Raw genomic sequence first — 25085 nt, 5'->3', positions numbered from 1 at the left:
TTCCCGGGAAGGCCGGCCTCGCGCAGGCCACGGCGTGTGGGAACCCGGCCTTGCCCATCCTGCGCCGGCCGGCCGGCGCAGGCGTACCATGCCCCCGTTGCAGGCCTGCATCGATGGTGTGCGTGCCATGGCCGACAGCCGGCAGATCCCGCTCGAGCAATCCTCCGAGGCGCTGTTCGTCACGGTCTACGCGCGCCTGAAGGCCATGGCCGCCCGACAACTGGCCGGGCGCCGCCACGCCACCCTCGACACTACCGAGCTGGTGCACGAGCTCTACCTGCGCATGGGCCAGCGCGACGGGCTGCAGTTCGAGCACCCGGCGCAGTTCTTCAGTTATGCCGCGCGCGCCATGCGCCACCTGCTGATCAACCGCGCTCGCGACCGCCTGCGGTTGTGCGCCGGCGGACAATGGCAGCGGGTCACGCTGGACGACGAGTCGCTCAAGCTGGCGCTCGATACGGCCGAGCAGGCGCTGGCGCTGGATGTCGCGCTGGACGAACTGGCGCAGGCCGATGCGCGCGCCGCCCGGGTGGTGGAGCTGCGCTTTTTCGCCGGGCTCAGCCTGGAGCAGGTCGGTGAAACGCTCGGGCTGTGCCGGCGCACCATCGACCGCGACTGGCGCTTTGCGCGCGCGTTCATCAAGGCGCGCATGGCCTAGCGCCCGACTGCGGTCGAGGTCGCAATCGGCGTGCGTCCGGTGTTCATCGAGGACAGGAGTGTCCTGAGGAGTCCGCCATGGCGTCCACACCGTCCTTGCGCGAGCTGTTCGAAGCGGCGCTGCCGCTGCCCGCCGATGTGCGTGCGCGGCTGCTGGCCGAGCGCTGCGCCGATCCGCTGCGCCGCGCGCAGGTCGAACGCATGCTCGCCGCCGACGCCACCGAAGGCGAACTGCTGGTCACCGGCGATGCCGCGCACGCGGCCAGCGCGATCGGCGAGACCAGCGTCGCGCAGGCGCTGCCCGGGGGCAGCCGCATCGGGTCGTTCGAGTTGGTGGAGGTGCTTGGCGAGGGCGGCTCGGCCACCGTATTCCGTGCCTTCCGCGAAGCCGAGGGCGTGCGCCAGGAGGTCGCGCTCAAGCTGCTGGCGCGCGGCCTGTACACCGCCGATGCGCAGCGCCAGTTCCGCCGCGAGCGCGAGGCGCTGGCGCGCCTGCGCCATCCGGGCATCGCGCGGCTGATCGAAGGCGGCATCACCGACGGAGGCCTGGCATACATCGCGCTGGAGCTGGTCGACGGCCTGCCGCTGACCCGCTACGCGCGCGAGCGGCGCCTGGGCCTGCGTCAGCGGCTGGTGCTGTTCCTCAGCGTCTGCCGCGCGGTGGAGACGGCGCACCGCGCGCTGATCGTGCACCGCGACATCAAGCCGTCCAACGTGCTGGTCACCGCCGAGGGCGAGGTCAAGCTGCTCGACTTCGGCATCGCCAAGCTGCTGGACGAGGATCCCTCCGGCGCCACCCGCACCCAGCACCGCGCGCTGACGCCCGCCTACGCCGCACCGGAGCAGTTCGCCCAGCAGCCGGTCACCACCGCCACCGACGTCTATGCGCTGGGCATCCTGCTGGACGAGCTGCTCAGCGGCCGCCACCGCGCGGCCGGCGGAGGCGCCACGCTGCCCTCGCGCATCGACGCTCGATCCCTTGCGACCGCCTATGGTGTGGCGCCCTCGCTGGCCGCGGTGGCGCCGATCCGGCGCAAGCTGCGCGGCGACCTGGACAACATCGTGCTGAAGGCCGCCGCGAGCGAGCCGGACCGCCGCTACGCCTCGGCCGGCGCGCTGGCCGAGGACATCGAGCGCCATCTCGACAGCCTGCCGGTACAGGCGCATCCGCCCTCGCGCTGGTACCGCACGGGCAAGTTCGTGGCGCGGCACCGTGGCGGCGTGGCCATCACCGCGGCGTTCATGGTGGCGATCCTCGCCTCGCTGTCGATCGCCCTGTGGCAGGCGCGGGTAGCGCGCCACGAGGCGCAGCGCGCCGAGGCAATCCGTGACTTCGTGGTCGCCCTGCTGCAGAAGACCGCGCCCGACGTGCCGGCCAGCCATCGCCCCGACATACCGACCCTGGTCTACACCGCCGCCGCGAGCCTGCCGCGGGAGCTGCGCGACCAGCCGGACCTGCATGCCGAGCTGCTCTACACGCTGGGTAACGTCCTGCGCGACATGGGCGACCCCGAACGCTCCGAAACCCTGCTGCGCGAGGCCGCCGCCAACGCCGCAACGCTGCCGCAGACTTCCTCCGTGCGGGTGCAGGCCGGCATCGGCTTGGTGCGCACGCTGATCCGCCGGGGTAGTTACGACGAGGCGGCACAGCGGCTCGCGCCGCTGCTGGCGATCCCCGCGCGGCGCCTGCCGGCCGATGCGCCGCGCGGCCAATTGCTGAAGATCGCGATGGTGGTCGAGGACGGCCGCGGCGACATGGATCGCGCCGTGTCCTATGGGCGCGAGATGATCAAGTCCTATCGCGACGACTGCGCGGCGGGCCTGCGCTGCGACCAGCTCGGCTTCGCCACCCACGACCTGGCCAGCGTGCTGCTCGACGCCGACCGCGTCGCCGAGGCGAGCGGCCTCGCCGACGAGGCGCTGGCACGCAAGCGCCGCGATGGCACGCCGATGAGCCTGGCCAACACGGTCGAGCTGCAATCGAAGATCGCGCTCTACCGCGGCCGGCTCGATGCGGCCGAAGCCGATGCGCTGCAGGCGCAGGCGCTGGTCGATTCGCTCGGCGACAGCCTGCACCGCAAGCCGCTGGAGCCACGCACGCAGCGCATCGACGTGCTGCTGGCGCGGGAGAACGCTGGCGACGCGCTGGCCCAGGCGCAGGCCTTGCTGGTCGTGCAGCACGCGCGCAAGGCCTCGCGCTGTGCGATCGCCTGGAGTGAGCTGCAGCAGGCGCGCGCCCAGCTGTTGCTGCACCAGCCGCAGGAGGCCGCCGCGGCCGCCGCGCGCGCGTTCGACGACGGCGCCGCCTGCCACACCGGCACCGACGTCACCCAGATACTGGCAGGGCTCGAGCGCGGCCGCGCGCTGGCCGCCGCAGGCGATCGTGCCGGCGCCGAGGCGGCCTACGCCGCCGCCGCTGCATCGAACGCGCGCGTGCATGCCGACGACCCGCTGTCCTGGCCGCTCTACCTGATCGAGGCAACGCGTCTGGCCGGCAGCTTGGGCCATGGTGACGAAGCTGCGCGCACCGCACGGCAATTGCTGGGCGCGTTGGACCGGGCGCAGGCATCGCCCAGCGATCCGTGGCGGCTGGAGGCGGAGCTCACGCTGGCTGACGCGGGTGCCGCCGCGCACGCGGCGACGGCAAGCGATGGCCCGGCGCTCGATGCCGCACTTGGCCGGATCCGTAGCTGGCCGGTGGGTGTCCGGCTGGCGCAATGGCGCGCGGACGAGCGCGGGCGGCCGTAGGTTTTGCGTGCGGGTGCGTGGGTGCAGTGGCGAGTGCGCTCCAGCGCGCGAGCCGCCATGTCGCACTTCGTCGCCGCCCGGTGTTCCCCGTCTTGCAGGCACCACCGACACGGGGACCATCGCATGTCCGACCATCGCTTCTTCAGGACCGCCGCCCGCCGGCGGCTTTCCATCCTCCTCGCCGGCCTGTTGCTCGGGACCGGCGCCGTCCACGCCCAGGCCGGACCCTCGCACAGCGACGGGCTGACCACCGCCGACATTTCCGGCTGGCTGCAGACCTCCACGCCCACCGGTCGCATCGACACGGGCAATCCGTTCTTCCAGGGACTGGGCAGCAATGGCCGCTCGTGCAACTCCTGCCACCGCCAGGCGCAGGGTTGGACGATGACGCCGCAGGAACTGCGCCAGCGCTTTGCCCGCACCGCCGGCATGGATCCGGTGTTCTCCCCGGTCGACGGCGCGGTCTCGCCCCTGGCCGACGTGTCCACCGTCTACGCCCGCCGCAGCGCCTACGCGATGCTGCTCGACCGCGGCCTGATCCGCGTGGGACTGCCGCTGCCGGCCAACGCCCAGTTCCGCCTGACCCGCGTGGACGACCCCTACCGCTATGCCAGCGCGCACGAACTGTCGCTGTTCCGCCGGCCGCTGCCGGCGACCAACCTGATCTGGCTCACCGCGGTGATGTGGGACGGCCGCGAGACCTTCACGCCGTTCAAGCCGCCGATGGACGAAGGCATCGACCTGCAGAACCTGCGTACCAGCCTCGGCTCGCAGGCACGCCACGCCATTCTCGGCCACGAGCAGGCGGCGAGCGCGCCCGACCAGGCCGTCATCGACCGCATCGTCGAGTTCGAACTGCATATGGTCACCGCGCAGGCCGCCGACAACGCCGCCGGCCGGCTCAACGCCGACGACGCGATGGGCGGCCCTAACATCCTCGTGCAGCAGCGCTTCTGGATCGGCATCAACGACACCCTGGGCAACGACCCCAGCGGCGATGCCTTCGACGCCAGATCCATGCGCCTGTTCGATGGCTGGTACAACCCCGATACGCTCTTTCTCCGCGATCCGCGCAGCCGTGCGCGTGCCGCCATCGCCCGCGGCGAGAGGCTGTTCGATTCGATGCCGATCGACATCCGCGGCGTGGCCGGGCTCAACGACGTCACCGGCCTGCCGGTGATCCATGGCAGCTGCAGCAGTTGCCACGACGCGCCCAACATCGGCAACCACTCGGTCGCGCTGCCGGTGAACATCGGCATCTCCGACGCCAGCCGGCGCACCCCGGACATGCCGCTGTACACGCTCACCAACACTGCCACCGGCCAGAGCGTGCAGACTACCGATCCGGGCCTGGCCATGCTCACCGGCAAGTGGGCCGACATCGGCAAGTTCAAGGGCCCGATCCTGCGCGGCCTGGCGGCGCGCGCGCCATACTTCCACAACGGCTCGGCCGCCACTCTGGGCGAGGTCGTCGACTTCTACGACACCCGCTTCCATGTCCACATGAGCGCCCAGCAGAAGAGCGACCTGGTGGCCTTCCTTTCCGCCCTCTGATTCCAGCCCTTGCCCCCGTTGCCCCGGGGAAGGCGCGAGGGCGATGCAAAAGCCGTGCGCGCAAGGTTCCGCAGGTCGCGCCGGAGTAACGGGCTCCCGTGCAAGGCTGCGTGCGACACGCGCGCAGCGGAGCGGTCCGGCGCGAGCGAGCGCCTCGGGTCGCAGGCAGGTGTTCCGGGTCGCGTGCGAGTCGGCAACCGTCGCGTGCAAGGGCCCGGGACCGTTGCCCGCCTCGCCTCCCGCCCTAGCCCGTCAGCGCACCCGCCACGGGCCGCGCCAGGATCAGGTCGCGCTGCGGATCGCTGCCGAGCGCGAACACGTGATCGCCCACCGGTACAAAGCCGAACTTGCGATAGAACGCGATCGCCCGCGGGTTGTGTTCCCAGACGCCTAGCCAGACCATGTCCGAACCCCGCGCCCGCATCGCTTCCATGCACGCGCGCATGAGCTCCTGCGCCACGCCCCGGCCGTGCCAGTCGCGGCCGACGTACAACCGCTGGATTTCCCCCGGCACCCGCGCCACCACGCCGCCGGGCGCATCCGACCAGCGAAGCTGCGCGAAACCGGCCAGCTGCCCGTCCCACTCACCGAGCAGGGTCAGCCTCGCCGGATCGGCAATCTCCCGCGCCTGGATCGCCTCGCCATAGCTGCTGCGGCAATGCAGGTCCATGTCGGCGGCCGTGTTCACGGGGCCGAAGGTGTCGCGAAAGCTCGCCTCGGCGAGCTGGGAAAGAGGCAGGGCGTCGGCCGGGCGAGCCTTGCGTATCGTGGTCACTGGGTATCCAAGTGGTCGGGCACACCGCTCCTCTACAGCGGCGTGAGGTTGGCGTACGCCGCCACCAGCCATTTGCTGCCGGCACCTTCGAAGTTCACGTGCAGGCGCGTGTGCGCGCCACTGCCCTCGGCGCTGATCACCACACCTTCGCCTAAGCTCGGGTGGCTCACGCGCTGGCCGAGCTTGATCGGCAGGTCTTCCTGCAGGGAAGCGTCAGCCGTGTGGCGGCCGCCGTAGAGCGGGCGGCTGACCTGCACGCGCGGGCGCACCTCGTCGATCAGCTCGGCCGGCATCTCGGCGAGGAAGCGCGAGGGGCGGGCGAGCATCTCGGTACCGTGCATGCGGCGCGATTCGGCGTGGGTGACGATCAGCCGCTCGCGTGCGCGGGTGATGCCCACGTAGGCCAGGCGGCGTTCCTCCTCCAGCCGGCTCTCGTCCTCGGTGGAGCGCTGGCTGGGAAACAGGCCCTCTTCCATGCCGACCAGGAACACCAGCGGGAACTCCAGGCCCTTGGCCGAGTGCAGCGTCATCAGCTGGACGCAGTCGTCCCAGGCCTCGCCCTGGCCTTCGCCGGCCTCGAGCGCGGCATGCGATAGGAAGGCGGACAGTTCGGTGAGGCCCGCTTCGACATCGTCCGGCGTCATGGCGAAGCGGCTGGCGACGTTCACCAGTTCGTCGAGGTTCTCCACGCGCGCCTCGCCATTGCCGCGGCTGTCCTTCTCGTAGTGATCGCGCAGGCCGGTATGGGTGATGGCGTGGTCGACCTGTTCGGCGAGGGTGAGGCTTTCGCGCCCCTCTCCCGGCGGGAGAGGGGCTGGGGGGGAGGGTGCGGCGGGCGGAAAGGCCTCCCCTTCTCCCCAAGCCTCTCCCCCGGCGGGGCCGGGGGAGAGGGATCCGGTTGCGGCCGGCTGGAAGTCGCGGGCCATCTGGTCGATCAAGGCCAGGAAGGCTTTCACCGCGTTCTTCGCGCGGCCAGCCAGCTCGCGCCCGTCGGTGAGCTCGCCCAGCGCGGCTTCCCACATCGAACCACCTTCGGACCGCGCGCGTCGGCGCAGCACGTCCAGCGTGCGGTCGCCGATGCCGCGTGGCGGCGTGTTCACGGCGCGCTCGAAGGCGGCGTCGTCATGGCGGTTGGCGCTCAGGCGCAGGTAAGCCAGCGCGTCCTTGATCTCGGCGCGCTCGAAGAAGCGCAAGCCGCCGTACACCCGGTACGGAATGCTGCGCTGGCTCAGTTGTTCCTCGAAGTTGCGCGACTGCGCATTGGAGCGGTAGAGGATCGCGCAATCCTTCGCGCTGCCATGCTCGGCGACGTACTCGCGGATGCGCTCGATGACGAAGCGCGCCTCGTCCTGTTCGTTGTAGGCGGCGTACAGGGAGATGCGCTCGCCGGCTTCGCCGGCGGTCCACAACTGCTTGCCCAGGCGTCCGCCGTTGCGCGCGATCACGCTGTTGGCGGCCTTCAGGATGGTGGCTGTGGAGCGGTAGTTCTGCTCCAGCTTGATCGTGCGGGCGCCGGGGAAATCGCGCAGGAACTGCTGCATGTTCTCCACCCTGGCGCCGCGCCAGCCATAGATCGACTGGTCGTCGTCTCCCACGGCGAAGACCTTGCCCACGTTCCCGGCCAGCACGCGGATCCATGCGTACTGCAGCGTGTTGGTGTCCTGGAACTCGTCGATCAGCAGGTGCCGCCAGCGGTTCTGGTAATGCTCCAGCACGGCCGGGTTCTTGAGCCACAGCTCGTGCGCGCGCAGCAGCAGTTCGGCGAAGTCGACCAGACCGGCGCGGCGGCAGGCTTCCTCGTAGGCGGTGTAGATCTGCACCAGCGTGCGGGTGACGGGATGGTTGCCGTGCTCGATGGCGTCAGGGCGCTTGCCCTCGTCCTTCCAGCCGTTGATCTGCCAGGTCGCCTGGCGCGGCGGGAAGCGCGCCTCGTCCAGGCCGAGGCCGGCCACCACGCGCTTGACCAGCCGCTGCTGGTCATCGGCATCGAGGATCTGGAAACCTTCCGGCAGGCCCGCTTCGCGCCAGTGCCTGCGCAGCAGCCGGTGGGCGATGCCGTGGAAGGTTCCCACGGTGAGACCGGTGGTGCCGCCGGGAATCAGCGATTCCAGCCGCGCGCGCATTTCGCCGGCGGCCTTGTTGGTGAAGGTGACCGCCAGGATCGCCCACGGCGGCACGCGCTCGACCTGGGTCAGCCAGCCGATGCGGTGGGTCAGTACGCGGGTCTTGCCGGAACCGGCGCCGGCCAGGACGAGGTAGTGGCCGGGCGGGGCACAGACAGCTTCGCGTTGCGCGTCGTTCAACGAATCGATCAGGTACGAAACATCCATCCACCGATTGTACCGGTGCATGTCGACCGCGCCGCGCGAAACGCGGCGCGTCGAAACTCAACCTTTCTTCACGAAGCCGCCGATGGCCAGCAGACCGCCCACCACGATGCCGGCGATGCCCAGCCACTGCGGCACGGCCTTCTCGTGGGTAGCCTCGATCTTGGCCGGACCGAGCTGCGCCACGGTCTCGGTCTGCCTGTAACTACCGTTGCCCAGGGTCACCCAGATGCCTGCGACCAGCAGGATGATGCCGACGATGACGAGTCCTGCACGCATGCGCTGTCTCCAACTCGTTGGGTTGCCCGAGCATAGCGGGCGCGGCCGTGACAGACAAAAAAAGCCCCGAAGGCTAGGGGGAACCTTCGGGGCCGGGGATGGATGCGAAGCCCAGGGGAGAGGTTCGCATCCTTGGTGACCCGCTCAGGGAGGTGGACGGGTCGTGGATGCCGTTGCGTGCATCCGGAACATTGGATGCGGATGGAGCAGGAAAGTTTCAAGGACGGCGTGCGAGATATCCGGAACAGGTCAGGATCCGTTCATCCGCAGCGAACCGGGCTCCTCATCCTCATCGAGGATGGGGAGAGGGCCGGGGTTAGGAGGTGGGGCTTGCAGGGAAGCGTGCGCTTGGGGGCCCCAGGAAAAGCCGCCTAACGAAAATTTTCGCGAGCCCGACCTCCCCACCCGCTGCGACCGCGAATGAGTAACGAGAAGGCTCGAAGCGGCTCACGCTAGTGTGCCTGCTCCCAGTTCGCGCCCACACCCACGTCCACTACCAGCGGCACGGCGAGCTCGGCGGCACCGGACATGCGCTCGGTCACCGCCCGGCGCATGGCATCCACGGCGTCCTCCTGCACCTCGAACACCAGTTCGTCGTGCACCTGCATCAGCATGTGCGCGTCGGTGCGCTCGCACAGATACAGGCCCATCGCGATCATGGCCCGCTTGATGATGTCCGCCGCGCTGCCCTGCATGGGCGCGTTGACCGCGGCGCGCTCGGCGCCGGCACGCAGGGCCTGGTTGCGCGCCTTGAGGTTCTCCAGGTACAGCCGGCGGCCGAAGATGGTCTCCACGTAGCCGTCGCGATGCGCCTGCTCGCGGGTAGCGTCCATGAAGGCACGCACGCCGGCGAAGCGTGAGAAGTAGCGTGCCATGTAGTCGCTCGCTTCCCCGCGATCGATCCCCAGTTGCCGGGCCAGGCCGAAGGCGCTCATGCCGTACATCAGGCCGAAGTTGATCGCCTTGGCGGCGCGGCGCTGGTTGAGCGTGATGTCTTCCGGCGCCACGCCGAAAACCTCGGCGGCGGTGGCGCGGTGCACGTCGCCGCCGCTCCTGAAGGCGCGCAGCAGCGCCTCGTCGCCGGACAGGTGCGCCATGATGCGCAGCTCGATCTGCGAGTAGTCCGCCGCCATCACCACCCAGCCCGGCGGGGCGATGAAGGCGGCGCGGATGCGCCGGCCCTCGTCGGTGCGCACGGGGATGTTCTGCAGGTTGGGGTCGGAGGAGGAGATGCGCCCGGTCGCGACCGCCGCCTGGTGGTAGCAGGTGTGCACGCGGCCGGTGCGCGGGTTGACCATCGAGGCCAATTTATCGGTATACGTCGAGCGCAGCTTGGCCAGGCCGCGATAGTCCAGGATCAGCCGCGGCAGCGCGTGATCGTCGGCGATCGCCTCCAGCGCTTCCTCGTTGGTAGAGGGCTGGCCCTTGGGCGTCTTCAGCTTGGCTGCCAGCCCCAGCTGGTCGAACAGGATCGCCTGCAGCTGCTTGGGCGAGTCCAGGCTGAAATCGCGCCCGGCATGCGCATAGGCCTGCTGCTGCAGCTCGAGCATGCGCTTGCCCAGCTCCTGGCTCTGCCTGCGCAGCTCGTCGATGTCGATCAGCACGCCCTTGCGCTCCATGCCGCCCAGGATAGGCACGAGCGGCATCTCGATTTCCTCGTACACGCGCTTGAGCGCCGGCACGTTTTCCAGCATCGGCTGCAGCGCCTGGTGCAGGCGCAGGGTGATGTCGGCGTCCTCGGCGGCATAGCGGCAGGCGGTGTCGAGGTCCACCTGCGAGAACGGGATCTGCTTGGCGCCCTTGCCGGCGACCTCCTCGTACTTGATGGTCTGGTAGCCCAGGTAGCGGGCGGCGAGCGAGTCCATGTCGTGGCGCGTGGCGGTGGCGTTCCACACGTAGGAGGCGAGCATGGAATCGTGCTTGAGCCCCTGCACGCCGATGCCGTAGTGCGACAGCACGTTGATGTCGTACTTGGAGTGCTGGCCGAGCTTGGGGCGCGCGGGATCCTCGAACAGGGGCTTGAGTGCGTGCAGCACCTGGTCGCGGTCCAGCTGCCAGGGCGCGCCCGGGTAGTCGTGCGCCACCGGGATGTAGCAGGCCTTGCCCGGCTCGACCGCGAACGACAGGCCGATCAGCTCGGCGCGCATCGCGTCGATGCTGCTGGTCTCGGTGTCGAAGGCGATCAGCGGCGCCTCGCGCAGCTTGCCGAGCCAGCGCTCGAATTGCTCCGGCGTGGTGACCAGCTCGTATTCGCCCGGGCGTGCGTCCATCGCGCTCGGTGTCGCCTGGACGGGGGGCGCGGGCGCGACCTCGGGCGCCGCCACCGGGCCGCCGGCCTCGGCATCGAGGTCCTTCAATGCGGCCTTGAACTCGTAGCGGGTGAACAGCTCGCGCAGCGTGGCGGTGTCGCGTTCGCGCAGGGTGAGGTCAGACGGACCGTGTTCGAGTTGGACATCGGTGCGGATGGTCACCAGTTCGCGCGACAGCGGCAGGCTCGGCAGCGCCTCGCGCAGGTACTCGCCGATCTTGCCGCCGACCTGGTCCGCGTTGGCAATCACGCCCTCGAGAGAGCCGTACTCGGCCAGCCACTTGGCCGCCGTCTTGGGGCCACACTTGGTCACGCCCGGCACGTTGTCGATGCTGTCGCCGGTGAGGCTGAGGAAATCGACGATGCGCCCGGGCGGCACGCCGAACTTCTCGGTGACGCCGGCGATGTCCAGCGTCACGTTGGTCATCGTGTTGACCAGCGTCACGTGTGGCCCCACCAGCTGGGCCAGGTCCTTGTCGCCGGTGGAGATGGTCACGTCGATGCCTTGCGCCGCGGCCGCCTGGGCCAGGGTGCCGATCACGTCGTCGGCCTCCACGCCGGGGATGCACAGGATCGGGAAGCCCAGCGCCCCGACGATGGCCATCATCGGCTCGACCTGGGCGCGCAGGTCGTCGGGCATCGGCGGACGGTTGGCCTTGTACTCGGCGTAGATCTCGTCGCGGAAGGTGCGCCCGGGCGCGTCGCAGACGAAGGCCAGGTATTCGGGCTGCGCCTTGAGCGTGGCGCGCAGCATGTTGACCACGCCGAACAGCGCGCCGGTGGGCTCCCCGCGCGCGTTGGTCAGCGGCGGCAGCGCATGGAACGCGCGGTAGAGGTAGGACGAACCATCGATCAGGATGAGCTTGGGCATGGAACGATTCTCGCACGCGTGCCATCGAGTCGCGGTTCACCGGGCCGCACCAGGGCCGCTGCTATGCTCGCGGCACACCGACGGAGCCCCCCATGAAGCTTTCTGCCGCAATCGTCCTCGCCGCCGCGCTGGCCACCGCCCCCGCTTTCGCGCAGACCCGGCCGCCGGTCAACGCGCCGCCGCCCCCGGGCATGAACGATCCGGGCGTGCATGCGAGCGTGCCCGCTTCTCCCCAGGCATCGCCCGCCGCCACCCCGGCGCATGACAGCACGTCGCTGCTGCCGGTCATGCCCGCGCCGATCAGGTCCGGCCAGCCGCTGCCGGAAGTGAGCGTGCACCAGCAGGGCGAGAACACCGTGCAGGAATACCGCCGCAACGGACAGCTCTACATGGTGGTGGTAACGCCGCCCAACGGCATCGCGCAGACCTACATGGTCGACCCCAGCGGCCGGCTGGTCGACGAGCATGGCCAGAAGCCGGCGCGGCCGGTGATGTACAAGGTGCTCGAGTGGGGCAAGAGCAAGCCGGCGCCGGCGGCCTCCGCGGGCGGCAACGGCGACTGAGGCGCCGCCATGGGCCTGCGCCAGAGCTGGTTGCTGTTCGCGCTGGGTTCGGCCTTCTTCGCCGCACTGACGGCGCTCTTCGGCAAGCTCGGCGTGGCGGGGATCAATTCCAATCTGGCCACGTTCGTCCGCACGGTGGTGATCCTCGCCGTCACTGCCGGCATCCTGAGCCTGCGCGGCGAATGGGCACGGCCCGCAGGCCTGCCCTGGCACAGCTGGCTGTTCCTGGTGCTCTCCGGGATCGCCACCGGGCTTTCGTGGCTGTGCTACTACCGGGCGCTGCAGCTGGGGCCGGTGAGCAAGGTCGCGCCGATCGACAAGCTCAGCGTGGCGATGGCGATCATGCTGGGGCTGGTGTTCCTGGGCGAGCGACCGAGCCTGCCGTTGCTGGTGGGCGGCGCGTTGATCGTGGTCGGCGCGATCGTCATCGCGCTGTTCTGAGCGCCGTTGCGGTCAGGCCGAATCGTCCAGTTCCGGATAATGGCGGAAGATGCCGTTCTCGTTGAACGGCAGTCGCCGCGGCGAGGCAAGGTAGGCGGCGACGCGCGGGCGGGCGGCCACTTCCGCCGCGAGCGCGCCCAGCCGCGGCAGCCCGGGGCGCAGGCGCGCCATGGCGCGCGGAAAGGCGTAGTCCAGGCCGGCGAGCAGCTGGAACAGCGACAGGTCCACGTAGGAATGGCTGCGCAGCGCATGGCGGCCGTCGCCGCGCCCGAGCACGCGCTCGAAGTATCCCAGGTACTTCGGTAGCCGGTGCTGGCGCAGGTCGGCGGCGCGTCGCACGGCTTCGGATTTCTGGTCGCGGTAGTAGAGGCCGGCGGCGATCGGGTGATGGCTGTCGTGGATCTCGGCCACGAGGTCGGCAATGGTCAACTGCAACTGGTTGGCATAGATGCGCCGCGCCTCGCCCTCGGGCACCAGCGGCAGGCGCTGGCCCAGGTAGTCGAGGATGGCGGCGGTCTGTGCGATCAGCAGGTGGCCGGCCTTGAGGAAGGGTGGAGCGAAGGGCAGAGGCTCGTCGTGCTCGCCGGCCAGGAAGGGTTCCATGACCGCATCGCCGCGTTCGCGCGCCACGTCCACGTAGTCGGCGCCGGCATCCTCTAGCGCCAGGCGCACGAACTCGCCACGGCCCTGGATGCCGGTCCAGTAGTAGAGCTCGTAGGTCATGGCTTGGGACTCCGCGTACCGCCAAAGCCTCGCAATCCACACCACAAGGCGCCGTGAGGGCGCACAATCGCCAGCCTATGGATCCGGCCCAGTTCCAGGCGTCGCTCGAAAGCGGCATGCCACCCGCCGACCTGTCCGGCCACCTGCAGGCACTGTGGTGGCTGGGCCGCGGCGAGCCCGAGCGCGCGCATCACCTGGTGCAGCTGATGGACGACGCCGGCGCGGCGGCGATCCACGCGCACGTGCACAGGCTCGAGGGCGACCTGGACAACGCCGGCTATTGGTATGCGCGCGCGGGGTTGCCGTTCTGCAACGATCCGCCGGAGCAGGAGTGGCGCCGGCTGCTGCAGCGCTTCATGTAGCGTCTCATCCGCCGGACGAGGGTGACGCCATAGCGGCGGAAGAGGATTCGGGGGTCGCGCTTCGCCCGAATCCTGTTCCGGTTTGGCTCAGTGGCGGAAGTGGCGCATGCCGGTGAACACCATGGCCATGTCGTGCTCGTCGGCGGCCGCGATGACCTCGGCGTCGCGCATCGAGCCGCCCGGCTGGATCACCGCGGCGATGCCGGCCTCGGCGGCGGCGTCTATGCCGTCGCGGAACGGGAAGAACGCGTCGCTCGCCATCACCGAGCCGCGCACTTCTAGCTTCTCGTCCGCCGCCTTGATGCCAGCGATCTTCGCGCTGTACACGCGGCTCATCTGGCCGGCACCGATGCCGATGGTCTGGCGATGCTTCGCGTAGACGATGGCGTTGGACTTGACGAACTTGGCCACCTTCCAGGCGAAGATCAGGTCGTCGATCTGCTCGGGCGTGGGCGCGCGCTTGGTCACCACCTTGAGGTCAGCGGCGCCGATCATGCCGGTGTCGGCGGTCTGGATCAGCAGCCCGGAGCCCACGCGCTTGACGTTCATGCCGGGGTGCGGGGCGCGCAGGTCGCCGTCTGCAGGCGGCGGGATTTCCAGCACGCGCACGTTGCCCTTCTTCGCGAAGGCCTTGAACGCGTCCTCCGCATAACCGGGCGCCAGCACCACTTCGACGAACTGCCGCTCGACGATGGCGCGCGCGGTGGCACCGTCGACCTCGCGGTTGAATGCGATGATGCCCCCGAAAGCCGAAGTCGGGTCGGTCTGGAAAGCCAGATCGTAGGCTTTGCCGATGCCCTCCAGGCTCACCGCCACGCCGCACGGGTTGGCGTGCTTGACGATCACGCAGGCCGGCTTGACGAAGCTGCGCGCACACTCCCATGCCGCGTCGGCGTCGGCGATGTTGTTGAACGAAAGTTCCTTGCCCTGCAGTTGGCGGAAGGTCGCCAGCGTGCCCGGGGACGGATGCAGGTCGCGGTAGAACGCGGCCTGCTGATGCGGGTTCTCGCCGTAGCGCAGGTCCATCAGCTTGACGAAGCGGCCGTTGGCCTGGCCGCCGAAGATCTCGTGGCCGGCGATGGCGTCGTGCGCCTCGTTCAGCTTCAGGCTCGAGAGATAGTCGCTGATCGCGCCGTCGTAGTCGGAGACGCGATTGAATGCGGCCACCGCGAGCCTGAAGCGGGTGGCGCGCGAGAGGCCGCCGTCGCGCTCGATCTCGACGAGCGCGTCCTGGTACTGGTCGGGTGAGGTCAGCACCGCCACGTCGGCCCAGTTCTTCGCGGCCGAGCGCAGCATCGCCGGGCCGCCGATGTCGATGTTCTCGATGGCCTGTTCCAGCGTGCAGTCGGGCCGGGCCACGGTCTGCTCGAACGGGTAGAGGTTGAGCACCAGCAAATCGATCGGCTGGATGCCGAGCTGGGCCATGACGGCGTCGTCCGTGCCGCGTCGGCCGAGCAGGCCGCCGTGCACCTTCGGGTGCAGCGTCTTGACGCGGCCGTCCATGATCTCGGGAAAGCCGGTGAGCTCGCTGACGTCGGTGACCGCGATGCCGGCTTCGCGCAAGGCACGGGCCGAGCCGCCAGTGGAAAGCAGTTGCACGCCGCGGGCGGTGAGCCGGCGCCCCAGGTCGATCAGCCCGGTCTTGTCGGAGACGCTGAGCAGGGCACGGCGGACGGGCGTGACGGCGGCGGACATGGCGGCTTCCAGAAGGGGGGAAGCCTGCAATTATAGCCCGACTGGGTGTGGCTATTTGTTTGGACGGCTAGACGGCCAAGCTTGACTCGAGCGCAAGGCTGAGCTGCTTTGCACGGCGTGAAAGCCTTACAGCAGGCCGTGCGCGGCCAGCTTCTTGCGCAGCGTGGCCCGGTTGATGCCGAGGACGGCGGCGGCGCGGCTCTGGTTGCCGTCGTGGAAGGCCAGCACCTCGCGCAGCAGCGGGCCTTCGACTTCGTTGATCACCAGCGCGTGCAGGCCTTCGTCGCAAGCGGTATCGCCGATGTCGGCCAGGTAGCGACGCACGGTGCGGCTTACGCATTCGCCCAGTGCGCTCTGCGACGGCGGAGTCTCCCGGACGGCCTCGGTGACAGGCAATCGGACGGCGTTCACGGGCATTCCCTCACGAGCGAGGCGGCGGCTGCTTGGGCCGCTGCAATGGTTATGTCGGATCTGCCGCTGGCGGCGGCGCGCTTGGCATGCGTCGGAGCGTGCGCAAAGGCGGAGTGTACCGGCGCGGGGGGATAAATTTAAGTGCTTGCGTGCAGCCGGTTGGTTTCACTCGAAACCGAATTCGAAGGCCACCGCGCGGGCGCCCGGATCGGCCACCTCGATCAGCAGCGCGGTGCTCGCGCCAGGCGCCAGGCCGGCACGGATCGCCGCGGCGTCGTCGAGGTACTCGGACGGGTGCAGGCGGCGCATCGCCAGGCGGTGCCCGTCGGCATCGGAGAGGGTGAGCGTCACCACCGGGAAGGGCTGCGCGAAAGGGGCATCGTTGCGGATGGTGGCGCTGACCATCAGCGCGCCGGGCACGCTCGGGTGTGCCTGCACGTCGCGGGCGACCACGCGCAACTGGCGCACGTCGCGCACCAGCGGCAGCTGGCAGCCGAGGCCGGCGCAGGCCTGGCGCAGCCAGGCGCCGATGGCTGGGTCGGCGACCAGCTCGGCGCGCTTGGCCCAGGCCACCTGCGCCGCCAGCAGCAGGGCCAGCAGCAGGCAGGTGAGGATCCATGGCCAGCGCCGCGCGCGCCGGCGCGGCGCGCGGCGGTCGTGCACGAAATGCGGGGTGAATGCCGGCTCGGCCGGCGCCGCGGCGAGGGCCGGCGCCGCAGCGGCCGCCGCGTTGGCGTGCGGCCGGTAGACGGCCAAGTCGAGCTTGGGTGCCTGCTCGGAACGGACGTGCGCCGGCAGCAGGCGGAACGGTTCAGGCGGCAACTGGCCGGCGAGGGTGTCCAGTGCGTCGAACAGCATCTCGCAGTTGCCGCAGATCACCCCGCCGCGCGCCTGCGCCAGCGCTTCCGCATCGAGCGAGAACACGGTCAGGCAATCGGGGCACTGGGCGTACATGCGCGCAAGAGTAAAGGGAAAGCCTGCGATTGTCGGAGTGCAAGCGCACGTTGGGCGATGCTGCCGATCCTTAGGCCCGAAGCGGGGGAAGGCGCCGAGGCTTTCGGGGCGCGCTTGGCGCCTGGCCAGCCAACTCGCCAGCGGCGGATGGTTCGCCCAAGGTTGCCTCTTTTGCCTTACGGGCAGCCCTCGCCCTCGCGGGGAAAGGGATCAAGCGTCGCGACGGCGACCGCTGATGCGCACCCAGTCCTCGCGTGCGTCCACGCGCAGGCCGTCGAACCATTCGGCATAGCGGGCGAGCAACTCGTCCTGCTGGCCGTCGAGGATGCCCGAGATGGCGAACGGCGCACCCGGCTTGCAGGCGGCGGCGAAAGTCGGCGCGAGTTCGCCCAGCGGGCCGGCCAGGATGTTGGCGACGAACACGTCCGCCGGCGCGGCTGGTTCGTCCCCGGGCAGGAACACGGCGAGCCGGTCGGCCACGCCGTTGCGTTCGGCGTTGTCGCGCGAGGCGGTCAGTGCCTGCGGGTCGTTGTCCACGCCGGTCGCGCCCGCTGCGCCGAGCTTGAGCGCCGCGATGGCCAGGATGCCCGAGCCGCAGCCGTAGTCGGTCACCTGCCGGCCGGCGAGTTCGAGGCCGTCGAGCCACTCCAGGCACAGCGCGGTGGTCGGATGGGTGCCGCTGCCGAAGGCCAGGCCGGGATCCAGCCGAACCACCACGATGTCTTCGCCTGCGGGCGGCTCGATGTTCCACGGATAGATCCACAGCCGCCGGCCGAACGGCATCGGCTTGAACTGGTCCATCCAGGCGCGTTCCCAGTCCTCGTCGGCCACCTCGCGGAAGCTCAGCTGCGAGGGTTCCAGCCAGGGCAGCAGTTCGCCCAGCGCTTCGGCCAGGCCGCGCCGGTCGGTTCCGGCGTCGAACAGCGCGTCCAGGGTGATCGTCGGCCACAGCGGCAGCTCACCCACGCCCGGCTCGAAGATCGCCTGCTCATCGGGCGTCTCGGCGTCGGCGTCGCGCAGGGTGATCGACAGGGCGCCGAGGTCGTCGAGGGCTTCCTCCACGCGCGGCTGCTGCTCGGCGCGGAGGGTGAGGGCGAGTTCGAGGAAGGGCATGGGTGGCTTCGTGCGGAAAGGCTTCAAACCTACCGTGGCGCGGGAATGACGCCCGTTTGGCCGGGCGTCGCGGCGTTACTCCCCGCCGCCCTTCTGTTCCTTCTGCTCGGCCATGCGCTTTTCCAGGTAATGGATGTTCTGGCCGCCGTGCTGGAAGCCGGCGTCGGCCATGATGCGCTGCTGCAGCGGGATGTTGCACTTGACGCCCTCGATCACCGTCTCGGCGAGCGCCAGGCGCATGCGCGCGATCGCGGTCTCGCGGTCAGGACCGTACACGATCAGCTTGCCGATCATCGAGTCGTAGTTGGGCGGGATGCGGTAGCCGTCGTACAGATGCGTGTCCACGCGCACGCCGGGGCCGCCCGGTGCCTCGAAGCGCTTCACCGTCCCCGGGCTGGGCATGAAGGTGTCCGGGTCCTCGGCGTTGATGCGGCACTCGATCGCGTGGCCACGGATCTGGATGTCTTCCTGGCGGATCGAGAGCTTCTCGCCGCCGGCGATCAGGAGCTGCTCGCGGACCAGGTCCACGCCGGTGATGAACTCGGTCACCGGGTGCTCCACCTGGATGCGGGTGTTCATCTCGATGAAGTAGAAGCGGCCGTTCTCGTAGAGGAACTCGAAGGTGCCGGCGCCGCGGTAGCCGATGCGGATGCAGGCGTCCACGCAGACCTTGCCGATCTGCGCGCGCAGCTCCGGCGTGATGCCCGGCGCGGGCGCTTCTTCGACCACTTTCTGGTGGCGGCGCTGCATCGAGCAGTCGCGCTCGCCCAGATGGATGGCGTTGCCCTGGCCGTCGGCCAGCACCTGGATCTCCACGTGACGCGGGTTCTCCAGGAATTTCTCCATGTACACCATGTCATTGCCGAAGGCCGCCTTGGCCTCCTGCTTGGTCATGGTGATGGCGTTGGCCAGGTGCGCCTCAGTGCGCACCACGCGCATGCCACGGCCGCCGCCGCCGCCGGCGGCCTTGATGATCACCGGGTAGCCGATCTCCCGGGCGATCCTGAGGTTCGCTTCCACGTCTTCGCCCAGCGGGCCGCCGGAGCCGGGCACGCAGGGCACGCCCGCCGCCTTCATCGCCTTGATCGCCTCGACCTTGTCGCCCATCAGGCGGATCACGTCGGGGGTCGGGCCGATGAAGATGAAGCCGGACTGCTCCACCTGCTCGGCGAAGTCCGCGCGTTCGGAGAGGAAGCCGTAGCCGGGGTGGATCGCCTGTGCGTCGGAGATCTCTGCCGCCGCGATGATGCGTGGGATGTTGAGGTAGCTGTCGGCCGAGGGCGCCGGGCCGATGCAGATCGCCTCGTCGGCCAGGCCCACGTGCTTGAGGTTGCGGTCGGCGGTGGAATGCACCGCGACCGTCTTGATGCCGAGGCTGTGGCACGCGCGCAGCACGCGCAGCGCGATCTCGCCGCGGTTGGCAATGACGACTTTTTCTAGCATCGGATAAGTCCCGCCGGATCAGGCAATAACGAACATTGGCTGGTCGAACTCGACCGGCTGCCCGTTCTCGACCAGGATCGCCTGCACGGTGCCGGCGACGTCGGCCTCGATCTGGTTGAACATCTTCATCGCCTCGATGATGCCCAGCGTCTCGCCGGCCTTGACCTGCTGGCCGACCTTGACGAAGGCGGCCGCGCCCGGCGTGGCCGAGGCGTAGAAGGTGCCGACCATCGGCGCTTTGACCACATGGCCTTCGGGCAGGCCGCTGGCGGCGGGTGCGGCGGCTTCGCTGGCTACGGGTGCGGCTGCGGGGGCGGGCGCCGGGGCGGCCGGCGCGGCTTGCAGCGCGACCGGCGCGGCGGCTACCGTCATGCCGCCGGTGGGCACGCGCGAAAGGCGGACCACTTCCTCGCCTTCCTTGATTTCCAGTTCGGCGAGGTTGGATTCCTCGAGCAGGTCGATCAGTTTCTTGATCTTGCGCAGATCCATGGGAGTGCCTTTGTTTCAGGGGCCGCCGCGGCGGCACGGGTTCAAGGGGAGTCAGTTCAGCCGGCGCAACGCCGCATCCAGCGCCAGCGCGTAGCTGTCGGCGCCGAAGCCGCAGATCACGCCCACCGCGAGATCGGAAAGATAGGAATGCCGCCGGAACGGCTCGCGCGCGTGCACGTTGGAGAGGTGCACCTCGATGAATGGGATCGCCACCGCCGCCAGTGCGTCGCGCAGGGCGATGCTGGTGTGCGTGAAGGCCGCCGGGTTGATCAGGATCCAGTCGACGCCCTCGGCGCGTGCCTGCTGTACGCGCTCGACCAGGGCGTGCTCGGCATTGGACTGGAAGCTGGCGAGCGCGTGCCCGGCCGCCTGCGCCTTATGGGCCAGTCGCGCATCGACGTCCGCGAGCGTGTCGCGCCCGTAGATCTCCGGCTCGCGCGAGCCCAGCAGGTTGAGGTTGGGTCCGTGCAGGACCAGCAGCTTCGCCACGCGACACCTTGCAGCCAGCCGGACGGGTCCGGCGAAGGAGCGAAGTTTGCGCGCGCCGGTCGATGTTGTCCACTTCGGCGCAGATCGGCGATGTTTGACGGAGAACCGACGAACAAACCGTGCGTAGGCGTATGTGGCTTGCGGATATCGCGGCCCTGGACGCTTTTAGGTCCCAGCTGGGAGAGGCCGGTGGACGAGGCGCCGGGCCGGGTGTCTGCCTGCCGCTGCCTGTCAGGCAGGGAGGATCCGCGCTTGCGCACCCGTGCGCCGCTACGGGGAGCCCTTGCCGAGCCAGCGTTCCAGCGTGGCCGCATCCAGCACGCCGGCGTGGCTTTCCAGCACCTTGCCGTCCGCGCCCAGCAGCACGCTGTAGGGCAGCACGCCCTCGCCATCGCCCAGCTGCTGCGCGCTGTCGGGGCTGTCCAGTCGGCCGAGCAGGATCGGGTAGGCGACCGGATGCTGATGGAGATATGCGCGCACGTTGTCCGGCGTATCCATGGCGATGCCGACCACGACCGGGCGGTTGCCGCCGAACCGGGCCTGCGCCGCGGCGAGCGCCGGCATCTCCTCCAGGCACGGCCCGCACCAGCTGGCCCAGAAGTTGACCAGCACGCGACGGCCGGCATAGTCGGACAAGGCGTGTGTGCGCCCCTGCAGGTCGGCCAGCTGCATCGCCGGCGCGGGCTGGCCGGCCAGGTACGGCCCGTGCCGCGTGCGCGAGGCGTGCTGCAGCCAGCCGCCGCCCGCGGCGGCGAGCACCGCCAGCAGCAGGATCAGCCAGCTCGCCCGGCTCATCATGTCAGCGCGCCGCCTCGGTCAGAGCCTTTTCGACCAGGCCGGCGGTGAGCACCGTCGGCAGCTTGCGCCCCTCGCCGCCGCCGCGCGGGAACACCACGTACAGCGGCACGCCCGGGGAGTGGTAGTGCTCCAGGAAAGTGGTGATGGTCGGGTTGACGTCGGTCCAGTCGCCTTTCATGTAGACCGCGCCGGTGCGCTGGAGCAAGGCGCGGAAGGCGGCCGTGTCCAGCACGGTGTGCTCGTTGGCCTTGCAGGTGACGCACCAGTCGGCGGTCATGTCGACGAACACCGGCGTGCCGGCGGCGCGCAGCCCGGCCAGTTTCTCCGGGCTGTAGGCGACCACCCCGCTGTCGGCCTGCGCCGGACGGACTGGCGAGGGCAATTGCGACAGCGCGTACAACGGCGCCAGGGTGGCCAGCAAGGCCAGCAGCAGCGGCGCCCGCACCAGGCCGCCGCGGCTGCGGCTGCGCTCGAACCACCACAGGGTCAATGCCAGGAACACCGCGGCGACCAGCAGCAGTCCCACCGCATCGGCGCCGCGCTGGTTGGCCAGCACCCAGGCCAGCCACGTCGCGGTGAGATACATAGGGAAGGCCAGCAGCTGCTTGAGCGTCTCCATCCAGCGGCCCGGCCGTGGCAGCCGCCGTGCCAGCGAGGGCACAAAGCCGACCAGCAGGAACGGCAGCGCGAGGCCAATGCCCAGCGCCACGAACACCAGCAGCGCGTGCATCGCCGGCGCGGCGAAGGCGTAGGCCAGCGCGCTGCCCATGAAGGGCGCCGTGCAGGGGCTGGCCACCACCACCGCCAGCACGCCGGTGAAGAAGTCGCCGGCGATGCCGCCGCGCGTGGCCAGTCCCGCGCCGGTGTTGCCCAGCGAGGCACCGAACTGCACCAGCCCTGACATCGACAGGCCCACCGCCAGCATCACCAGCGCCAGCACGCCGACCAGCAGCGGCTGCTGCAGCTGGGTGCCCCAGCCGAGCGCGTGGCCGGCCGAACGCAGCGCGAGGATGGACAGCCCCAGCACCATGAAGCTGAGCAGCACCCCGGCGGTGTAGGCGATCGCGTGCGTCCGCGCGCGCGCCGGACTCTCGCCGCTTTCGAGCAGGCCGACCGCCTTGATCGACAACACCGGCAGCACGCAGGGCATCAGGTTCAGCACCAGGCCGCCGCCGAGGGCGAGCAGCAGGGCGAGCCACAGGCTGGTCTGCAGCGTGCCCTGCTCGGCGGAGGCCGGCGGAGCTTCGGGCGCCGTGGCGGTGGGCGCGCCGATCGCCGGCGCCGCGGGGCCCAGGTCGATCTCCAGCGCGCGGGTAGTCATCGGATAGCACAGGCCGCCGTCCTGGCAGCCCTGGAAACTGGCGTCCAGGGCCAGGTGCGAGCGGCCGGCAAGGTCGCCGCCGACGACCACCGGCAGGTCCAGCTCGCCGAAATAGACGGTGACGCCGCCGAAGTGAGGATCGTCCTTGCGCGTGCCGGCCGGCCATTGCGGCGTCAGCGTCAGGCCCCGGCCGTCGCGCAGGCGCAGCTTCGTCTGGTCGCGGTAGAGGTAGTAGCCGGGCGGCATGGTCCAGCGCAGCAATAGGTGCTGCGGGTCCTGCGCTAGCGCTTCGAGCTTGAATGCCTGCTCGGCGGCGAGCGGCGCATCGCTGCCGGTGGAACCGTGGGTTGCGCCAAGGCTCTGCAACGCGGCACCGAGCGACCCCCCACCGGCCGCGGCGCGCGCCGCCGGCAGCGGCAGGTCCAGTTGCTCGGAATGCGGCGGATAGCAGATCTTCGGATCGACTTCGTGGCAGCCCTGGAACTGCACGCCGACGCGCAGTCGCCTGGTGCCCGGCGCCACCGTGTAGGGCACGCTGGCATCGATCGCGTGGTGGTAGATCTCCACGTCGCCCAGGTATTCGTCGTGGTGCTTCTCGCCGTCGGGGAAGGCCGGTGCGCCGAGCGTCACGCCGTCAGCCGGCTTGAACTTCATGCGGCCGCGGTAGAGGTAGTAGTCCGGCGCGATCTCCCAGTGCAGCTTGAGCGTGCCGGGAACGGATGTGTCGGCGGAGAGCCGGTAGGCCTGGGTGACCGGCAGCAGGCCGTCGTCTTCCTGCGCACTCAGCGGCTGCGCCAGCGCGGCCAGGCACAACAGCAGCACCAGCAACGGCAGGCGGGCGGCCAGGCGGCCGGTGATCGGGCGCATCGCGACTCCAGCGGCACAACGGTGGGGGGAGCCATTATGGACCACGCCGGGCGAGGCTCCGTTCGTTGCGGCCTTATGTCTCTCCGGCTTCCAGCGCCGGCATGGCTCGGCGGGGACGGGCCAGCCCGGTGGTCAGCGCCGTACCCAGCAGGATCACCGCGCAGCCGCCCAGCATGCGGACGGTGACCGGTTCGTGCAGCAGCAGCGCACCCCACAGTACGCCGAAGGCGGGAATCAGGTAGGGGATCACCATGATCCGCACCGCGCCGACCCGCGCCAGCACCCAGAAGAACAGGACGTAGGCCAGCGCGGTGCACAGTACGGCAAGGCCTGCGGCCGCCAGCCATGCCTGCAGCGGCGGCGCCTGGGTCGGCCAGGCCAGCAGCGTCGTCGGCAGCAGCACCACGGCGGCGACCATATGGCTGCCGACCGTCACCACCAGCGGCGTGACGCCCGCCAGGCGCAGGTGCGTGTAATGCACTGCATAGCCGTACAGCACGGTGGCGGCTACGCAGGCAAGCAGCGCGAAGCCTGCGCCCGGCCCGAGCGCCAGGCTGCCCTCGGCTAGCCAGAGAATGCCCGCGAAGCCGGCCGCCAGCCCGGCGCCGCGCCAGGCATCCAGCCGCTGGCCCAGCCACAGCCAGCCGATCAGCGCGGCAAACATCGGCGTCATGCCATCGATGATCGAGGCCAGGCCCGCCGGCAGGCTGCGGGTGGCGAATGTGAACAGCAGGAACGGCAACGCCGAGTTGGCAAGCCCGACCACGGCGATCGGCCGCCAGTGCGTGCGCCATTCGGCCAGGCGCTTGCGCGAGGCCAGCAGCGGCAGGAAACACAGCGCCGCGCCGATCGCGCGCAGGCCGGCCAGCGGCAGCGCGCCGAAGGCGCCGGCACCCATGCGCATGAACAGGAACGAGCCGCCCCACAGGGCGCCCAGCGAGAGCAGGACGGCGTATTCGATCTTCTTCATGGTGGGGCTGGCGGGAGTGGGAGATGCGAGTTTGAGGCAGTGCCACTGACAAGGTCTGTCAGCAGTCTTGCGGCGCCTCGCCGGTGGCTTCGCGGACCCAGGCCAGGTAGGGCTCGTGGGCATGCTCGATGGGCACGGCAATGAGTTCGGGCAGCTCGTATGGGTGCAGCGCCAGCAGGCGCACGCGCAGGGACTCGAAGCGGGTGGCGGTGGTCTTGATCAGCAGCAGGTGTTCGGCGTCGGTGACGACCTGGTCCTGCCAGCGATAGGTCGAAGCGATGCCCGGCAACCGGTTCACGCAGGCGGCCAGGCGTTCGCTCACCAATGCCTCGGCGATGCGTCGGGTGCTGTCGTCATCGGGACAGGTGCAGTAGCAGAGCAGGACGGGGTCGGACATGGCGCGGCATGGTAGCCCTCGGGCGGCGCCAATCGAAGAGTGCCGGATGCCTCCGGCGCCAAAGCCAAGCCTTGAAACACGCCGAGCGCCCCCCACCTGCAAAGCCATTCGCGTTCCGACCTCTTGCAGAGGCCGGTCGCGCCGGTAGAATTGGCACTCACCATCACCGAGTGCTAACAGCGTTCCGGTGATCCTCACCTCTTTCAACCCTGAACTGTGGAGTTCCGTCCATGAGCAAACTGCGTCCGCTGCACGATCGCGTCATCGTCAAGCGCCTGGAAGAGGAGCGCGTCTCCGCCGGCGGCATCGTCATCCCCGACAGCGCAACCGAGAAGCCGACCCGCGGCAAGGTCATCGCCGCCGGTACCGGCCGCATCCTGGAAGACGGCAACGTCCGTCCGATGAGCCTGAAGGAAGGCGACGTGGTGCTGTTCGGCAAGTACGCCGGCCAGGAAATCAAGATCGACGGCGAAGAGCTGGTCTTCCTGAAGGAAGACGACATCGTGGCGGTGATCGAGGGCTGAGTTGGC

The 25085-nt window shown here is 69.8% G+C and carries 23 protein-coding genes; 7 read left to right on the top strand and 16 right to left on the bottom strand.

Going from position 1 to position 25085, the window contains the following annotated elements:
- Nucleotides 1–88: 88 nt before the first annotated feature.
- From VGU65_RS09545 to VGU65_RS09535, 3 genes are all read left to right on the top strand, one after another.
- Entirely contained in the window at nt 89–658 is a 570-nt protein-coding gene (locus VGU65_RS09545) for an ECF-type sigma factor (protein WP_327475113.1), read from the top strand.
- A 77-nt stretch (nt 659–735) separates the two neighbouring features.
- Entirely contained in the window at nt 736–3405 is a 2670-nt protein-coding gene (locus VGU65_RS09540) for a serine/threonine-protein kinase (RefSeq protein ID WP_327475111.1), read from the top strand.
- Nucleotides 3406–3528: 123 nt separating this feature from the next.
- Nucleotides 3529–4959: a hypothetical protein gene (locus VGU65_RS09535; RefSeq protein ID WP_327475109.1), complete on the top strand. Its 1431-nt coding sequence runs from the start codon at nt 3529–3531 to the stop codon at nt 4957–4959.
- A 244-nt stretch (nt 4960–5203) separates the two neighbouring features.
- On the opposite strand, the gene VGU65_RS09530 is transcribed toward VGU65_RS09535, so the two are convergent.
- The 4 genes from VGU65_RS09530 to polA form a co-directional block, all read right to left on the bottom strand.
- Nucleotides 5204–5734, bottom strand: a complete 531-nt coding sequence (locus VGU65_RS09530; protein ID WP_327475107.1) for a GNAT family N-acetyltransferase — start codon at nt 5732–5734, stop codon at nt 5204–5206.
- A gap of 32 nt (nt 5735–5766) precedes the next feature.
- On the bottom strand, nt 5767–8064 hold the full coding sequence (locus tag VGU65_RS09525; RefSeq protein WP_327475105.1) for a UvrD-helicase domain-containing protein: 2298 nt from the start codon (nt 8062–8064) through the stop codon (nt 5767–5769).
- A 57-nt stretch (nt 8065–8121) separates the two neighbouring features.
- Nucleotides 8122–8340 carry a hypothetical protein gene (locus VGU65_RS09520; RefSeq protein ID WP_327475103.1) on the bottom strand — a complete coding sequence of 73 codons (219 nt, stop codon included), beginning with the start codon at nt 8338–8340 and terminating at the stop codon, nt 8122–8124.
- A 452-nt stretch (nt 8341–8792) separates the two neighbouring features.
- Nucleotides 8793–11519: a DNA polymerase I gene (polA, locus tag VGU65_RS09515; protein ID WP_327475101.1), complete on the bottom strand. Its 2727-nt coding sequence runs from the start codon at nt 11517–11519 to the stop codon at nt 8793–8795.
- Between the two features lie 92 nt (nt 11520–11611).
- Here polA and VGU65_RS09510 point away from each other — a divergent pair, with 92 nt between their 5' ends.
- Together VGU65_RS09510 and VGU65_RS09505 are read left to right on the top strand one after the other, a co-directional pair.
- Nucleotides 11612–12082, top strand: a complete 471-nt coding sequence (locus tag VGU65_RS09510; protein ID WP_327475099.1) for a DUF2782 domain-containing protein — start codon at nt 11612–11614, stop codon at nt 12080–12082.
- Between the two features lie 9 nt (nt 12083–12091).
- The gene (locus VGU65_RS09505) at nt 12092–12523 is read left to right on the top strand and encodes an EamA family transporter (RefSeq protein WP_327475097.1); all 432 of its coding nucleotides are present in this window, start codon (nt 12092–12094) and stop codon (nt 12521–12523) included.
- 12 nt (nt 12524–12535) lie between these two features.
- Here VGU65_RS09505 and VGU65_RS09500 read toward each other — a convergent pair whose 3' ends face one another.
- On the bottom strand, nt 12536–13246 hold the full coding sequence (locus tag VGU65_RS09500) for a glutathione S-transferase (RefSeq protein ID WP_327475095.1): 711 nt from the start codon (nt 13244–13246) through the stop codon (nt 12536–12538).
- 116 nt (nt 13247–13362) lie between these two features.
- Between VGU65_RS09500 and VGU65_RS09495 the strand changes: the two genes are divergently transcribed.
- Nucleotides 13363–13608, top strand: coding sequence for a hypothetical protein (locus tag VGU65_RS09495; protein ID WP_327475093.1), 246 nt, complete (start codon nt 13363–13365; stop codon nt 13606–13608).
- Between the two features lie 87 nt (nt 13609–13695).
- Here the strand turns inward: VGU65_RS09495 and purH are convergent, their stop codons facing one another.
- The 11 genes from purH to cutA form a co-directional block, all read right to left on the bottom strand.
- Nucleotides 13696–15303 carry a bifunctional phosphoribosylaminoimidazolecarboxamide formyltransferase/IMP cyclohydrolase gene (gene purH / locus VGU65_RS09490; RefSeq protein ID WP_327475091.1) on the bottom strand — a complete coding sequence of 536 codons (1608 nt, stop codon included), beginning with the start codon at nt 15301–15303 and terminating at the stop codon, nt 13696–13698.
- A gap of 126 nt (nt 15304–15429) precedes the next feature.
- On the bottom strand, nt 15430–15720 hold the full coding sequence (locus VGU65_RS09485; protein ID WP_327475089.1) for a helix-turn-helix domain-containing protein: 291 nt from the start codon (nt 15718–15720) through the stop codon (nt 15430–15432).
- A 159-nt stretch (nt 15721–15879) separates the two neighbouring features.
- Entirely contained in the window at nt 15880–16668 is a 789-nt protein-coding gene (locus VGU65_RS09480; RefSeq protein ID WP_327475087.1) for a zinc-ribbon and DUF3426 domain-containing protein, read from the bottom strand.
- Between the two features lie 210 nt (nt 16669–16878).
- The gene (gene prmA / locus VGU65_RS09475) at nt 16879–17781 is read right to left on the bottom strand and encodes a 50S ribosomal protein L11 methyltransferase (RefSeq protein WP_327475085.1); all 903 of its coding nucleotides are present in this window, start codon (nt 17779–17781) and stop codon (nt 16879–16881) included.
- A 75-nt stretch (nt 17782–17856) separates the two neighbouring features.
- Complete coding sequence (gene accC, locus VGU65_RS09470) at nt 17857–19224, bottom strand: acetyl-CoA carboxylase biotin carboxylase subunit (RefSeq protein WP_327475083.1); 1368 nt, start codon at nt 19222–19224, stop codon at nt 17857–17859.
- Nucleotides 19225–19242: 18 nt separating this feature from the next.
- The gene (gene accB, locus VGU65_RS09465; protein WP_327475081.1) at nt 19243–19713 is read right to left on the bottom strand and encodes an acetyl-CoA carboxylase biotin carboxyl carrier protein; all 471 of its coding nucleotides are present in this window, start codon (nt 19711–19713) and stop codon (nt 19243–19245) included.
- A 51-nt stretch (nt 19714–19764) separates the two neighbouring features.
- Nucleotides 19765–20202: a type II 3-dehydroquinate dehydratase gene (gene aroQ, locus VGU65_RS09460; RefSeq protein WP_327475079.1), complete on the bottom strand. Its 438-nt coding sequence runs from the start codon at nt 20200–20202 to the stop codon at nt 19765–19767.
- Between the two features lie 270 nt (nt 20203–20472).
- Nucleotides 20473–21000, bottom strand: a complete 528-nt coding sequence (locus VGU65_RS09455) for a TlpA family protein disulfide reductase (protein WP_327475077.1) — start codon at nt 20998–21000, stop codon at nt 20473–20475.
- A gap of 1 nt (nt 21001) precedes the next feature.
- Nucleotides 21002–23188, bottom strand: a complete 2187-nt coding sequence (locus VGU65_RS09450; RefSeq protein ID WP_327475075.1) for a protein-disulfide reductase DsbD family protein — start codon at nt 23186–23188, stop codon at nt 21002–21004.
- Nucleotides 23189–23261: 73 nt separating this feature from the next.
- A complete protein-coding gene (locus VGU65_RS09445; RefSeq protein ID WP_327475073.1) occupies nt 23262–24158 on the bottom strand; it encodes a DMT family transporter in 897 nt (298 codons plus the stop codon).
- A gap of 58 nt (nt 24159–24216) precedes the next feature.
- Nucleotides 24217–24555, bottom strand: coding sequence for a divalent-cation tolerance protein CutA (cutA, locus tag VGU65_RS09440; RefSeq protein ID WP_327475071.1), 339 nt, complete (start codon nt 24553–24555; stop codon nt 24217–24219).
- Nucleotides 24556–24785: 230 nt separating this feature from the next.
- On the opposite strand from cutA, the gene groES reads away from it, so the two are divergent.
- Nucleotides 24786–25079, top strand: a complete 294-nt coding sequence (gene groES, locus VGU65_RS09435) for a co-chaperone GroES (RefSeq protein ID WP_049623107.1) — start codon at nt 24786–24788, stop codon at nt 25077–25079.
- Nucleotides 25080–25085: the final 6 nt, after the last annotated feature.

Source organism: Frateuria sp. (genome assembly GCF_035943815.1).
Taxonomy (GTDB): domain Bacteria; phylum Pseudomonadota; class Gammaproteobacteria; order Xanthomonadales; family Rhodanobacteraceae; genus Frateuria_A.
The sequence above is the reverse complement of the archived record's forward strand: the minus strand, read 5'-3'. Positions and strand labels throughout refer to the sequence as shown.